Consider the following 12,771-nt stretch of genomic DNA (forward strand, 5'->3'; position numbering starts at 1 on the left):
ACTGTTTCGGCACTCACAGCCTCTCGGAATAGGTGGGCGCATGACACGGTGGAGCAACTGGGCCGGCACCGCGACGGCGTCGCCCCTTCGCGTGCATCGGCCGCGGGACACGGCCGCGATCGCCGAGGCGATCAGCCGGTCCGCCGCGGACGGAAGGCGCCTGCGCCCGCTGGGCAGCGGCCACTCCTTCACGGCGATCGCCGCCGCGAACTCGGACGCCATGGACCTGACCGGCTGGACAGGGATCGCGTCGGCCGACGTCACGAAAGGCCTGGTCACGGTCCGATCGGGCACCACGCTCAAGCAGCTCAACGCCGAACTCGAGGCGCTGGGCCTCGCCATGACCAACCTCGGCGACATCGACGCGCAGACCGTCGCGGGCGCGATCTCGACCGGCACCCACGGCACCGGCGCGCGGCTCGGCGGGCTCGCCACCCAGATCGCCGCACTCGAACTCGTGCTCGCCGACGGCACCGTGGTCACCTGTTCGGCGGACGAGCGCCCCGATCTCTTCGCGGCGGCGAGGGTCGGGCTCGGCGCGCTCGGCGTCATTAGCACGGTCACCCTGCAGTGTGAACCTTCGTTCCTGCTCTCCGCCCAGGAGCGGCCGGAACCACTCGAACAGGTCCTCGAAGGCTTCGACCGGTTCGCCGACGAGAACGACCACTTCGAGTTCTACTGGTTTCCCTACGGCAAGAACGCCCTGGTCAAGCGCAACAACCGGCTTCCGGCGGGCAGTGAACGCCGCCCGCTGACCAAGCTGAAGGAATTCGTCGACTACGAGATCACCGAGAACGTCGCGTTCGGCGGGTTGTGCCGTCTCGGCCGCGCGGTGCCGAAACTCGTCCAGCCGCTCGGCCGGTTCGCTTCGAACATCCTCTCCGCCCGCGAGTACAGCGACACGTCGCATCGCGTCTTCGTGACCCATCGCGGCGTGCGGTTCGTCGAGTCGGAGTTCGCGATCCCCCGCGAAGCGCTGCACGACGTCTTCGCCGAACTCCGCGCGTTCGTCCCGAAGCTGGAGAACCCGGTCGCGTTCCCGGTCGAGGTGCGCGTCGCCGCCGCGGACGACATCTGGCTTTCGACCGCGAACGGCCGCGACTCCGCCTACATCGCGATCCACCAGTTCGTCGGCATGCCCTACCGCGAGTACTTCGCCGGCTTCGCGTCGATCGTCGGCGAGGTCGGGGGCCGCCCGCACTGGGGCAAGATGCACGACCTCGACGCCGCGACGCTGCGCTCACGGTACCCGCGCTTCGACGATTTCCTGCGGGTCCGCAAGGAGGTGGACCCGGCCGGGGTCTTCACGAACACCTACCTCGACCGGGTCCTCGGCACCGCTTAAGCCGTTTCGAACAAGGCGCTGACCGACTCGCCGTTGTGGATCCGGCGCATCGCCTCCGCCAGCGCGGGCGCGATCGACAGGACCCGCAGCTTCGGGCTCTGCTCCTCCGGCGGGATCGGCACCGTGTTCGTGCAGACGACCTCCAGCACGTCGGGCTGGCTGCCGATCCGCTCGAGGGCGCCGCTGGAGAAGAGGCCGTGCGTGCAGGCGACGCGGATCGAACGCGGTTTCAGCTCGCGCAGCTTGGTGAGCAGCTCGATCACCGTGCTGCCCTTCGCGATCTCGTCGTCGAGGACGATCACGTCGCGGCCGGTGATCTCACCGATCACCGAGCTGATCTCGACCCTGTCGTCGGCGAAGCGCTGCTTCGCACCGGCGGCGACCTGAACACCGAGCAGCCGGGCGAAATGCGCGGCCTCCTTGGCGTTGCCGAGGTCCGGCGAAACGACGGTGGTCGCGGAGAGGTCGTACTGGCGGAAGTGCTTCGCCAGCTCCTGCAACGCGTGCAGGTGATCGACCGGCACGCTGAAGAAGCCGTGCACCTGCGGCGAATGCAGCGTCATCGCGAGCACCCGATCGGCGCCGGCGGTCGCCATCAGATCGGCGACGAGACGGCCGCCGATCGAGATCCGCGGCGCGTCCTTCTTGTCCGAGCGGGCGTACGAGTAGTGCGGCATGACGACGGTGATCCGCTTGGCCGACGCGCCTCGCGCGGCGTCCAGCATCAGTAGCAGCTCGACGAGATGTTCCTGCACCGGCCGCACCAGCGGCTGGATCAGGAAGACGTCACGCTCGCGGCAGTTGGCTTCGAGCTGGACTTCGAGACAGTCGTTGGCGAACCGCTGCACCTTCACGGGGTGCAGGGGAACGCCGAGATGGGCACAGATCTCTTCGGCCAGCTCGGGATGTGCGCTGCCACTGAAGACCGCGATGTCCTCGCGCAAGGACCTACTCCGTTCATTCAAAAGACGGATTACGTCCACACACTACGATTTCACAGAGCGGAAAAGGCCTGAGAGATAGCAGTATCACCCGAGATCGCTTCGAGGACGCGGCCCGCCGTCGACGGGGTGTCGAGCAGCGCGACGAGGATCGCGGCGACGTCCTGCCGGGGAATGGGCCCGCGTCCGGTGGATTCGGCGATCAGGATCTTGCCGGTGCCCTCGTCGTCGGTGAGCTGTCCCGGCCGGAGGATCGTCCAGTCGAGATCGCGGGCGCGCAGATCGTCTTCGGCCGCCTTCTTGGCCTTGAGATAGATCCGGAAATCGTCCGGGACGTCCGCGGTCTCCCATTTGTCCGCGCCCATGGAGCCGACCTGGACATGCCGCCGGACGCCTGCCCGCTCGGAGGCGGCCGCGAAGAGTTCCGCGGCCGCTCTGTCCACAGTGTCCTTGCGAGCGGTGCCGCTGCCGGGCCCGGCGCCCGCCGCGAAGACGGCGGCGTCGGCACCTTCGAGCACCCTGGTGACGGCGTCCACATCGGACTGTTCAAGGTCGAGCACGACGGCTTCGGCACCGGCGGCTTCGAGATCGGCGACATGATCGGGGTTGCGCACGATCCCGACCGCCTGATCACCGCGCGCGGAGAGGAGTTTCTCCAGTTTCAGGGCGATCTGTCCGTGTCCACCCGCAATGACTACTCGCATGGACCCGACGGTAGCGCGTTCAGTCCACTTCGGCAGGGAGCTCGGTTTCGCGGAGCAGCTGGTCGTAGACGATCTCGTTGACCAGGCGCGAGACCGGGTCCTCGTCGAGGATCATGCGCTCGCCGTGGCCCTCGAGGTCGAGGTCGGTGACGGCGTTGGGGTCGGCGGTGACGATGCCGAGCCCGTAGGCACGGGCACGCGGCAGGCAGTTGCCGACGTAGTCTTCCGTCAGTACGGCAGGCGATGGGAGAACCATCGCGGCCTCGCCGTAACGTGCGAACGGAACCGCGGAGGCCATCGCGGTGCGCCAGTGCCGGGCGACCGCGAGGACGCCGATGATCTCGGCGGCCGGCGCGGGTGCGGTCGCGGCCAGCTCTGGCCATGTCCAGGTGTCGACGGTGGCGCGATCGACGACGGGACCCATGCCCATCGCGATGCGCTCGGCGTGCACGTCGGTACGGAGCCGGGCGACCACGCAGATCTTGCGGCCGAGCACGGTGGTCTCCGGCAACACGATGCCGTTCCAGCCGAGCAGGGCCGCCGCCTTGCGCGAAAGCTCCCCGACGCTCGCGGGCAGTTCGATCGGCGGCACCACCCGGCTCGGCAGTGACCGGCTGCGCTTCGCGCCACCGGCGACCGTCGAGCTCTCCATGTTCGGTGTAGCCGCCACGTTCCGCCTCCTTCGAACCTGGTTTCCCTAGGGCTCTTCATCCCGTGCCACCTCGGTGGAAGCGGCACATGAACTGTCTAACAGGGCGGGGAGGCGACGGCGCCGGACAACGGGAGTGGCTGCGATCGGCGGCACCTTGTCATCGGTGACCGGTCGGTAGGCGGTCATCGGACTTCAGTCCGACGTGCCGCCAACCGAGTGAGGCGGAGGTAAATGGCGTTACCCGGCGTCTCCGAACGGTCACGGACGACGAAGCGGGCCGTTAGGCCATTCGGCCCAACGAATACTCATTCCACTGTGGACCTTCGCAGGTCAGGTCACGAGATCGTCGCGGTGCGCAGGAGTTCTTCGACACCCGGTGTCCGCCACTCGTCCATCACCACGATTTGCCTGTCCGCAACGAACCAGATCCGCTGGGTCACCTGTGTCTCGCCGCTTCCGCCCGTCTGTCCACGAGGAACACACTGGATCGTCCACTCCTCGTAGGTCGCCGAAGCCCCGCTGACCGGTGCGACGGTGGAAACCGTGCGGACGGCGTCACCCTCTTGGCGGAGGTCCTTCCGCCCGGCGGCGTTGCAGGCCCGGCCGCCCGCGCTGCGCCGGTAGAACTCACCGGGCCGGTACGGCGGCTGCTCGGCGGACTGCAGGCTGTTGTCCGTGAGAAGGACGTACTTGCAGTTGAAGTACTTCTTGGGATCCGGGCAGCCGGGGGCGACGAGGACCTTCTCCAGCCCCTGCGACACCACGGACCAGTCCTGCGGCAGATGCAGGGTGAGCGCGCCCGCCGACACATCGCTACCGCTTGGCGCCGACGGGGCGGACGAAGTCCCCTTCAGCGGCTTTCCGCCGGTCACGCCTTCGACGAGTTCCGGGTTCAGGAGACCGGCCATCTTGTCGTACGGCAGCGTGTAGTCCTGGACTCCGCAGGCGGTGGCGAAGCCGAGAAGGTTGAGGTCGACGGTGACCTCGACGGCCGCCGGGGTGAACGCGAGCCACACCTTGGGCTCTTCGGCGAGATCGGCGGTCTTGAGGGGCTGGTACGGGAAGGTGCTGCTGAGCGCACCGCACTGCTGTTTGTCAGGCCAGAGCAGTTCGGCGAGGGTCCGCAGTCCGTCGTCGGTGAACTTCCCGGGGGCGAACAGCTCGGCGGGCGTAAGCGCCTTGCCCGCCTTCAGGTCGATGGTCACCGCGGCACGACCGTTCCCCCAGGTCGAATGCGGTTTGTTCTCGAGGTCGTGCGTGTAGCGCACCGAGAGGTACCGCTCGTTCTGTGAGCGCACTTCGGCCTTCGTGAGGAGCTTGTAGGGGCCGCGTTCCGGCTCCAGCTTGGCCGCGCCCGGACCGGTCTTGCGGTTCCACTCGTCGATCGGCGCCGCCAGGGCGTCGTTGACGCGCTTCAGCCAGGCTTGGTCGGGCGACCCGGTCACCTCGGGGTGGTCCCCGCTGTAGGGGAGGGTCGTCCCGGGCACGGTCCCGGACCGGGTCTTCATGGCGACCTTGAGCGCGACGGCCTGCTGCGTGGTCGGCGGCGACGGCGGCGGCGGTGTGCTCGCGTCGGAGAAAACGACCACCGAACCGACCACGGCGGCCGTCGCCGCGACGACACCGATGGCGACCTTCAGGCCGGCCGCGATCCCGCCGGTCGACGCGGCCACCGCGCCCGTCCCGGCGGCGGCCACCCCGGGGGCGGCCGCTGTACCGGCGCTGAGCAGGACCAACGGCGTCGCCGCGGCGAGCACGCCCGCCGCCTTCGCGAGCCGTGACCAGCCCTTGCGTTCCCATTCGTCGCCGTAACCCGCACGGGCGACGCGTTCCAGTTCGCTGACGAACATGAGCGCGTCGACCGGTCGTTTCGCCGGGTCCTTCGCCATCCCCAGCGCGACGATCTCGTGCACCGGCTGGGGGACTTCACCGAACGGGATGGGCGCGTGTTCGTGCAGCGTGCGGAGCACTTCGGTGTCGTCTGCCTGATACGGCCGGTGCCCGGCGACGCACTGGAAGAACACGCAGGTCGCGGCGTAGACGTCGGTCGCGGGTGTGGCCTGTCCGCCCGACCACTGCTCGGGCGCCATGTACGCGGGTGTGCCGACGGACGGGCCGCGTTCCCCCGCCAGGACGGCGGTACCGAAGTCGACCAGCTTGCTCTCACCGGTGTCGGCGACGAGGACGTTGGCCGGTTTGTAGTCCCGGTGGACGACGTTCGCGGAATGCGCCGCGGCCAGCCCGAGCAGCGAACCCTTCAGCACCGCGAGAGCGGCCTCGGGTTCGAGTGCGCCTTCGGCTTGGAGCACCGAGCGCAGGGAGACGCCGTTGATCGCCTCCATGACGATCGCCGCGCCCTGCGGCGTCTCGAAGAACTCGTGCAACTTCACGACGTGCGGGCTCGACACCCGATGCAGCGCCAGCGCTTCCTGCCGGAAGGCGGCCAGATGCGCGGGGTCCGCGGCGAAGCGGGAGAAGAGGTACTTGATCGCGACGACGTGTCCGGTGTTGTCCTGGCGTGCGAGCACCACGCGGCCGAAGGTGCCCGTGCCCAGCTGCTCCAGCTCGGTGAAGCCGGGCAGTCTCCACTCGTCGGTCAGTTCCATCGGGCCTCTTCCAGAATCTTGTCGAGGCCTGGAGTGTTCCATTCGTCGACGATGACGAGCCGCGTTTTCGGCAGGAACCAGACCCGCTGGGTGACGCTACCGCCGCCAGAACACGTGAGCCGCCACTCTTCGTAGGCGGCCCGCTTCGTCCCGACCGGGCGAAGTTCCTTCATCTGGAGGGTAGGCGCCCCCTGGGTCTCCCCAGGTGCGCCGATGGAGTGGCACGGACGCGGACCGGTCGAGCGGTTGTAAGGCTTGCCCGGTTCATACGCCGGGGTGGCGGGGTCGGTCCGCGAGTTGTCGCTGAAGACGACGCTCGCGCACTGGGCGGGCTGCATCCCGCCCGCGCACTGGTCGGCCGTCACCAGGTAGTGCTCGATGGGGGCGCCGGAGAGCAGCGACCACTTTTCCGGGGCGGTGATGGTGAAAGCGCCGACGTCGACCTCTTTGGTGCGTTGCGCCTGTGGGCCGCCGAGCAGGTTCATGACCGCCGGGCTCATCAGGTGGAGGAGGTGGCGGTATTCGACGGTGACCTGCGTCGGATCGCAGACCCTGGGGTAGCCGAGCACGGATCCGTAGACGTAGAACGTCATCCCGTTCGTGGTCGGCGCCGCCTGCAGCACCGTGTCACCGGTGATGGACCACGGATCCGACATCGCGCCGACCGGCAGGTGTGCCGGTTCGCTCGGGGCGTCGGCGAGGCAGTCACCCGGCTTGGCGGCGTCGAAGAGCATGTCTTCGAGCATGCGCATCCGGTCGGCGGTGCCGTCGACGTTGTCGAAGAGGCGCGCGTTGGGGATCTGTTCGCCCTTCGTCAGATCGATGACGATCGGGCGGATGCTGAAGCCGCCGTGGTTGCCGAACTGGACGGAGTCGATCGAGCGTTTGTAGACGACCGTGAGCAGCTTGTCGTCCTGGCGCAGGATCTCGGCCTCGGTCTTCATATGCGGGATGTCGCCGTCGGGTTCCCGTTGCGGCGGGTAGCCGTCGGGCCAGATGTCGGCGAGCCAGCCGTCGATCGGCGCCATGAGCGCCTTGTTGACCCGGTCTTCGGCCGCCTTGTCCTTCAAACCGCTGATGCGGACGTACTTGCCGTTGTAGTCGAAGCCGTCGAATTTCTCGGTTCGGGTGAGGAGGTCGACCTTCATCGCGGCGACGGTCGTCGTCTGGGACGGCGCTTCGTCGCTGTCGGCGTTGACCACGACGACCGTACCGACGGCGGCCGCGGTGACGGCGGCGATCGCGGCGGTCACCTTGAGGCCGACCGCGATCCCGCCGCCCGCTGTCGCCGCCACCCCGCCCGCCGCTCCACCCGCGATGACCGGTGCCGCGGCCGTGCCGGCGCCGAGCAGGGCCAGCGGGGAGAGGGCGACCAGGACCCCGGCGCCTTTGGCGAGCCAGTGCCAGCCGTTGCGCTCCCAGTCCTCGCCGTACGCCTTCCTGGCGGACGCCTCCAGTTCGGTGACGAACTCGGCCGCGCCCGAGGGCCGCTGGGCGACGTCCTTCGCCATGCCGCGTGCGATGAGGTCGCGGACCGGTTCGGGCACCTCGCCGAACGGGATCGGGGCGTATTCGTGCAGCGTGCGGAGCACTTCGACCTGCTCGGCCTCGTACGGCCGGTGCCCGGCGACGCACTGGAAGAACACGCAGGTCGCGGCGTAGACGTCGGTCGCGGGCGTGGCGACGCCGCCCGCCCACTGCTCAGGCGCCATGTACGCGGGCGTGCCCGCGGCGACCCCGGTCTGCCCGGCGAGCACGGCGATGCCGAAGTCGACGAGTTTGCTCTGCCCCTCCCGGGTGACCAGGACGTTCGCCGGTTTGTAGTCGCGGTGGACGGTGCCCGCGGCGTGCGCGCCGGCGAGGCCGAGCAGCGAGCCCTTGAGGATGGCCAGCGCGGCTTCGGGTTCGAGCTTCTCCTGGCGGCCGAGGATCTCTTTCAGGGAGATTCCGTGAACGGCTTCCATGATGATCGCGGCCCCTTGCGGGGTCTCGACGAACTGGTGCAGACGGGCGATGTGGGGCCCCGAAACGCGGCTCAGGATCTGCGCCTCATGGCGGAATTCGGCCAGGCGCTGCGGGTCTGCCGCGAACCGCGCGTACAGGTATTTGATGGCCACGACCTGCGCGGATTCGTCGTGCCGGGCCAGCACGACCCGGCCGAACCCACCTTCGCCCAGTGACCCCATCTCGGTGAAACCCGGCAAGGCCCAGTCGTCCACAGAATCCTCCGCGATTCCCGATCGTGTCCCCTTGGAGGTGAGCTGCGCCGCAGCGGTTCCCCGCCTTCCGGGTTTAGGGTTACTCGTCGGTCACTTAGCCCGTTGCGATGGAGGAACGATGCGTTCGCCGAAGGATTTCTTCGCCCCGCTCGCGGTGGGGGCGCCGGAACCGCTCCGCCAGATCCCCGTGCCTCCTTCGCGGATGATCCACTTCTTCGATCCCAGCAACGAGAAGATGGCCGCCAAGGTCCCGGACATCGCCAAGAAGGTCGACGTCCTGCTCGGGAACCTCGAAGACGCCGTGCGCGCCGACCGCAAGGAGGCCGCACGGAACGGGCTCGTCTCCATCGCGAAGTCGACCGACTTCGGCAATACGCAGCTGTGGACCCGCGTCAACAGCCTCGACTCGCCGTGGGTGCTCGACGACCTGATCACGCTGGTCACCGAGATCGGCGACAAACTCGACGTCATCATGGTGCCGAAGGTCGAAGGCGCGCAGGACATCCACTACGTCGACAGGCTGCTCGCGCAGCTCGAAGCGCGGGCCGGGCTGAGGAAACCGCTGCTGGTGCACGCGATCCTGGAGACCGCCAGCGGCGTCGCGAACGTCGAGGAGATCGCGGGCGCGAGCCCCCGGATGCAGGGCATCTCGCTCGGCCCGGCCGACCTCGCCGCCAGCCGCCGCATGAAGACCACCCGGGTGGGTGGCGGGCACCCCGGTTACCTGGTGCGCACGGACCCGACCGGTGAGGACCTGAACGAGGGACGCACTACGTATCAGCAGGACCTGTGGCACTACACCGTCGCGCGGATGGTGGACGCCTGCGCGGCGAACGGGATCCTGCCGTACTACGGGCCGTTCGGCGACATCCGCGACGTCGTGGCGTGTGAGGACCAGTTCCGCAACGCGTTCCTGCTCGGCTGCGTTGGCGCCTGGAGCCTGCACCCGGTGCAGATCGACATCGCCAAGAAGGTGTTCTCGCCCTCGCCGGAGGACGTCGCCTGGGCACGGCGCGTGATCGCCGCCATGGGTGACGGCACCGGTGCGGTGATGATCGACGGGAAGATGCAGGACGACGCCTCGGTGAAGCAGTGCCGGGTGGTCGCCGAACTCGCGGACGCCCTCGCCGCCGACGATCCTGAACTCGCCGCCGCGTACGACGCCGCCACGAAGGAGGCTTCCTGATGAACCCGCGACGTTCCGTCCTCTACATGCCCGGCGCGAACGAGAGAGCGCTGGAAAAGGCCAAGACGCTGGACGCGGACGGGCTGATCCTCGACCTCGAAGACGCCGTCGCGCCCGACGCGAAGGAAGCCGCACGTGAACGCGTTTGCGCGGCCGCGTCGTCGAAGGAGTACGGCAAGCGCGAAGTGACCATTCGCGTCAACGGCCTCGACACCGAATGGCACGACGCCGACCTCCGTGCCGCCGCACAGGCGGGCCCGGACGCGATCGTGGTGCCGAAGGTGAACTCCGCCGCCGAGGTGCACAACATCGAGCGCGCGCTGGAGCTCGGCGGCGCGCCGGACCACACGAAGATCTGGGCGATGGTGGAAACGCCGGTCGCGATGCTGCACGCCGAGGAGATCGCGTCGGCGTCCGAACGGCTGACCGTGCTGGTCATGGGCACGAACGACCTGGCGAAGGAACTGCACGCCGAGTTCGTCCCCGGCCGCGCGCCGCTGCTGGGCGGGCTTTCGCTCGCGCTGCTGGCCGCGAGGGCGACCGGCAAGGCGATCCTCGACGGCGTCTACAACGACGTGAAGGACCTCGAAGGCTTCGAGGCGGAATGCGTGCAGGGACGTCAGTTCGGCTTCGACGGCAAGACGCTGATCCACCCGTCGCAGCTGGAGCCGTGCAACCGGATCTTCGCGCCGTCCGAGGAGGAGATCACGCGCTCGCGCAAGATCATCGCGGCGTTCGAGGAGGCGCGGGCGGCCGGGCAGGGCGTCGTGACCGTGGACGGGCGGATGATCGAGAACCTGCACGTGGACAACGCGCGGCGGATCCTGGTGCTGGCCGAAGCGATCGGCGGCTAGCAGGGTCGGGCGGCCAACAGCCGCGCGCATGAGCTGTTGGCCGCGATGTAAGCGGCGACTTGGGGAGAGATGAGCGCGGCGAGATCCCGGACGTCTTTCCAGTGGCCTTGTACGTCGAGAGTGAGCAATGGCTCGTGATGAGCGACGCGGTTCCTGAGCCTGTGGAGGCGCTCGGCGTGTTTGTCGACGTCGCGGCGATCGGTACCGGCTTGAAAGGCCAGGTGCAGGTATGGAACCCACAGCGGGTCGTGATGACGTCGCGCGGACAGGTATCGCCAGAAGCCGAAGCTCAGCTCGGCGATCACCTTCCCCGGCGACGGTGACGCGGGGTGCTTGACCTTCGGGGTCGCGTTCCTGATGGCTTCGGCCACCAGCCTCCTGCTCGTCTCGTTGACGTCGTAACGCGTGCCGTTCGCGGATTTGTGCCATCTCGAGGGGAAGATCGTCGTCGCTTGGAAGACCCAATGCGTCCCTCCCGTGGCAGCGTGGCCCAGAGCCCGGTCATACGCGTTGCGCAGAGCCACTTCCAGATGGCACAGATCGTGGTGGAACGCCGCGGATACCGCCGCGTTCCACTCGTACAACCTCATGGCCAGCTCTCGGTCCTGGTTCGCCGCTTGCAAGTAGATCGTGAACCTCGGCTTCGACAACCGGGTCTCGATCCAATCCCCCGCGCGAGCGCTGGTCACTCTCATGGCTCCTCTGCTAAGCTGACCGACGAATAGCCCCGGATGGCCCCTGACCTGTCGGTCATGTCACCGGGGCTTTGATCTTTCTGTTGCCGGACGGCAAAGCAACGCGCTCCTGATGCATTTCGTCCTCTGGATGCGGTAGTCGCACGCGCAAGGACCGCATCCAGAGGACGAAATGCGGGTCAGGGCCAGGGGCGCGGAGCGGGGCGAAGGGTTTCGTAGGCGGCAGCGGCGCGAAGGACGTCGAGGTCGGCGAAGCGGCGACCGCTGATCTGGAGGCCGATGGGCTGATCGTCGCTCGTGTAGCCGCAGTTGATGGAGACCGCGGGCTGGCCGGACATGTTGTACGGCACGGTGAACGCGATGTGCTCGAACGGGCGGCGCGGGTCGTTGGTCGGCGAGGGCCACTCGGCGGGCGGGGCCGAGACCGGGCAGGTCGGGGACAGGACGACGTCGAAGCGTTCGGTCGCGCGCAGGGTCGCGACGGCGATGGTGTCGATCTGCGCGAAACCGCGGTAGGCGTCGACACCGCTGACGTCGGCGCCGCCGGCGGCCCAGTCGGCGATGTACGGCAGCACCTTCGCGCGGCGGTCCTCGGGCAGCGCCGACAGGTCCGACCAGGCACGGACGCGCCAGAAGGTGTCGAGCCCGTCGAGCATTTCCCGGCGCAGGAACGGCGAAACCGGCTCGACGACGGCGCCCGCGGCCTCGAAGACACGCGCGGCTTCGGTGACGGCGGCGATCGTCTCGGGCAGCACCGGGAGCCCGACGCCCGGATCGAGATGGAGCCCGATCCGCAGGCCCTCGACCTCGCAAGACAGCGACGACCAGTCCACAGAGGACGCAGGCAGCGAGAGGTGATCGCGACCGTCCACACCGGACAGAACGCTCATCAGCAGCGCGGTGTCGGCCACGGTCCGCGTCATCGGCCCGGCGACGCGGCCGAGGAACGGCGGATCCACCGGCACCCGGCCGAAACTCGGCTTCAGCCCGACCAGGCCGCACCAGCCGGCGGGCAGCCGGATCGAGCCGCCGATGTCGGTGCCGACGTGCAGCGGGCCGTAACCGGCGGCGGCCGCCGAACCGGCACCGGCGCTGGAGCCGCCGGGCGTACGCGTGGTGTCCCACGGATTCCGCGACGCGGTGTGGAAACTCGACAGCCCGGACGTCAGCATCCCGTAGTCCGGCATGGTCGTCTTGCCCAGCAGGACACCGCCGGACTCGCGCACGCGAGCGCCCGCCGGAGCGTCTTCGGGCGCGGGCGCCAGCGAGGAGGCGGCCGTGCCGAGCGGCACCGGGGTGCCCCGGGTGGCGATGTTCTCCTTGAGTGTCAACGGAACGCCGTCGATCGGGCCGAGCGGTTCCCCGGCGTGCCAACGGCTTTCGGACGCCTTCGCGTCTTCGCGCGCGCCGCTCGGGTCGTACGCGTAGAGCGCGTGCAGTTCGGGTTCGCGCGCCTCGATACGCGTGAGGACGGCTTCGGTGACCTCGACCGGCGACAGCGTCCCGGCACGGTACTGCGCGACCAGCTCGACGGCGGTCAGATCAGGCAACTCCGGCACGGCAACACTC

10 protein-coding genes are annotated in these 12,771 nt (G+C 68.7%); 3 read left to right on the top strand and 7 right to left on the bottom strand.

Annotation, left to right across the window (positions count from 1 at the left end):
* Positions 1 to 40 precede the first annotated feature (40 nt).
* Entirely contained in the window at positions 41 to 1,345 is a 1,305-nt protein-coding gene (locus ACXIZN_RS33150; protein WP_457958934.1) for a D-arabinono-1,4-lactone oxidase, read from the top strand.
* On the opposite strand, the gene ACXIZN_RS33155 is transcribed toward ACXIZN_RS33150, so the two are convergent.
* From ACXIZN_RS33155 to ACXIZN_RS33175, 5 genes are all read right to left on the bottom strand, one after another.
* Positions 1,342 to 2,289, bottom strand: coding sequence for a ribose-phosphate diphosphokinase (locus ACXIZN_RS33155; RefSeq protein WP_034309354.1), 948 nt, complete (start codon positions 2,287 to 2,289; stop codon positions 1,342 to 1,344). The two genes, ACXIZN_RS33150 and ACXIZN_RS33155, sit on opposite strands and share 4 nt — an antisense overlap.
* A 50-nt stretch (positions 2,290 to 2,339) precedes the next feature.
* Positions 2,340 to 2,990, bottom strand: coding sequence for an NAD(P)H-binding protein (locus ACXIZN_RS33160; RefSeq protein WP_457958935.1), 651 nt, complete (start codon positions 2,988 to 2,990; stop codon positions 2,340 to 2,342).
* A gap of 19 nt (positions 2,991 to 3,009) precedes the next feature.
* Positions 3,010 to 3,660 (bottom strand): hypothetical protein, encoded by a 651-nt coding sequence (locus tag ACXIZN_RS33165; protein ID WP_240596315.1) that lies wholly within the window; start codon positions 3,658 to 3,660, stop codon positions 3,010 to 3,012.
* Positions 3,661 to 3,977: 317 nt separating this feature from the next.
* Positions 3,978 to 6,248 (bottom strand): serine/threonine-protein kinase, encoded by a 2,271-nt coding sequence (locus ACXIZN_RS33170; protein ID WP_457958936.1) that lies wholly within the window; start codon positions 6,246 to 6,248, stop codon positions 3,978 to 3,980.
* Positions 6,239 to 8,467 (bottom strand): serine/threonine-protein kinase, encoded by a 2,229-nt coding sequence (locus ACXIZN_RS33175; protein ID WP_457958937.1) that lies wholly within the window; start codon positions 8,465 to 8,467, stop codon positions 6,239 to 6,241. Before ACXIZN_RS33175 ends, ACXIZN_RS33170 begins: the two co-directional genes overlap by 10 nt.
* Before the next feature lie 118 nt (positions 8,468 to 8,585).
* Between ACXIZN_RS33175 and ACXIZN_RS33180 the strand changes: the two genes are divergently transcribed.
* Complete coding sequence (locus ACXIZN_RS33180; protein WP_457958938.1) at positions 8,586 to 9,653, top strand: HpcH/HpaI aldolase/citrate lyase family protein; 1,068 nt, start codon at positions 8,586 to 8,588, stop codon at positions 9,651 to 9,653.
* Positions 9,653 to 10,507, top strand: a complete 855-nt coding sequence (locus ACXIZN_RS33185; RefSeq protein WP_457958939.1) for an HpcH/HpaI aldolase/citrate lyase family protein — start codon at positions 9,653 to 9,655, stop codon at positions 10,505 to 10,507. Before ACXIZN_RS33180 ends, ACXIZN_RS33185 begins: the two co-directional genes overlap by 1 nt.
* Here the strand turns inward: ACXIZN_RS33185 and ACXIZN_RS33190 are convergent.
* A complete protein-coding gene (locus ACXIZN_RS33190; RefSeq protein ID WP_457958940.1) occupies positions 10,504 to 11,196 on the bottom strand; it encodes a hypothetical protein in 693 nt (230 codons plus the stop codon). The two genes, ACXIZN_RS33185 and ACXIZN_RS33190, sit on opposite strands and share 4 nt — an antisense overlap.
* Before the next feature lie 185 nt (positions 11,197 to 11,381).
* Positions 11,382 to 12,761 (bottom strand): amidase, encoded by a 1,380-nt coding sequence (locus tag ACXIZN_RS33195; protein WP_457958941.1) that lies wholly within the window; start codon positions 12,759 to 12,761, stop codon positions 11,382 to 11,384.
* Positions 12,762 to 12,771: the final 10 nt, after the last annotated feature.

The sequence above is a fragment of the Amycolatopsis sp. TRM77291 genome (genome assembly GCF_054166285.1).

Coding starts and splice junctions, on each gene's coding strand:
- ACXIZN_RS33150 (WP_457958934.1), top strand. CDS start 41: ATGACACGGTGGAGCAACTGGGCCGGCACCGCGACGGCGTCGCCCCTT.
- ACXIZN_RS33160 (WP_457958935.1), bottom strand. CDS start 2,990: ATGCGAGTAGTCATTGCGGGTGGACACGGACAGATCGCCCTGAAACTG.
- ACXIZN_RS33170 (WP_457958936.1), bottom strand. CDS start 6,248: ATGGAACTGACCGACGAGTGGAGACTGCCCGGCTTCACCGAGCTGGAG.
- ACXIZN_RS33180 (WP_457958938.1), top strand. CDS start 8,586: ATGCGTTCGCCGAAGGATTTCTTCGCCCCGCTCGCGGTGGGGGCGCCG.
- ACXIZN_RS33185 (WP_457958939.1), top strand. CDS start 9,653: ATGAACCCGCGACGTTCCGTCCTCTACATGCCCGGCGCGAACGAGAGA.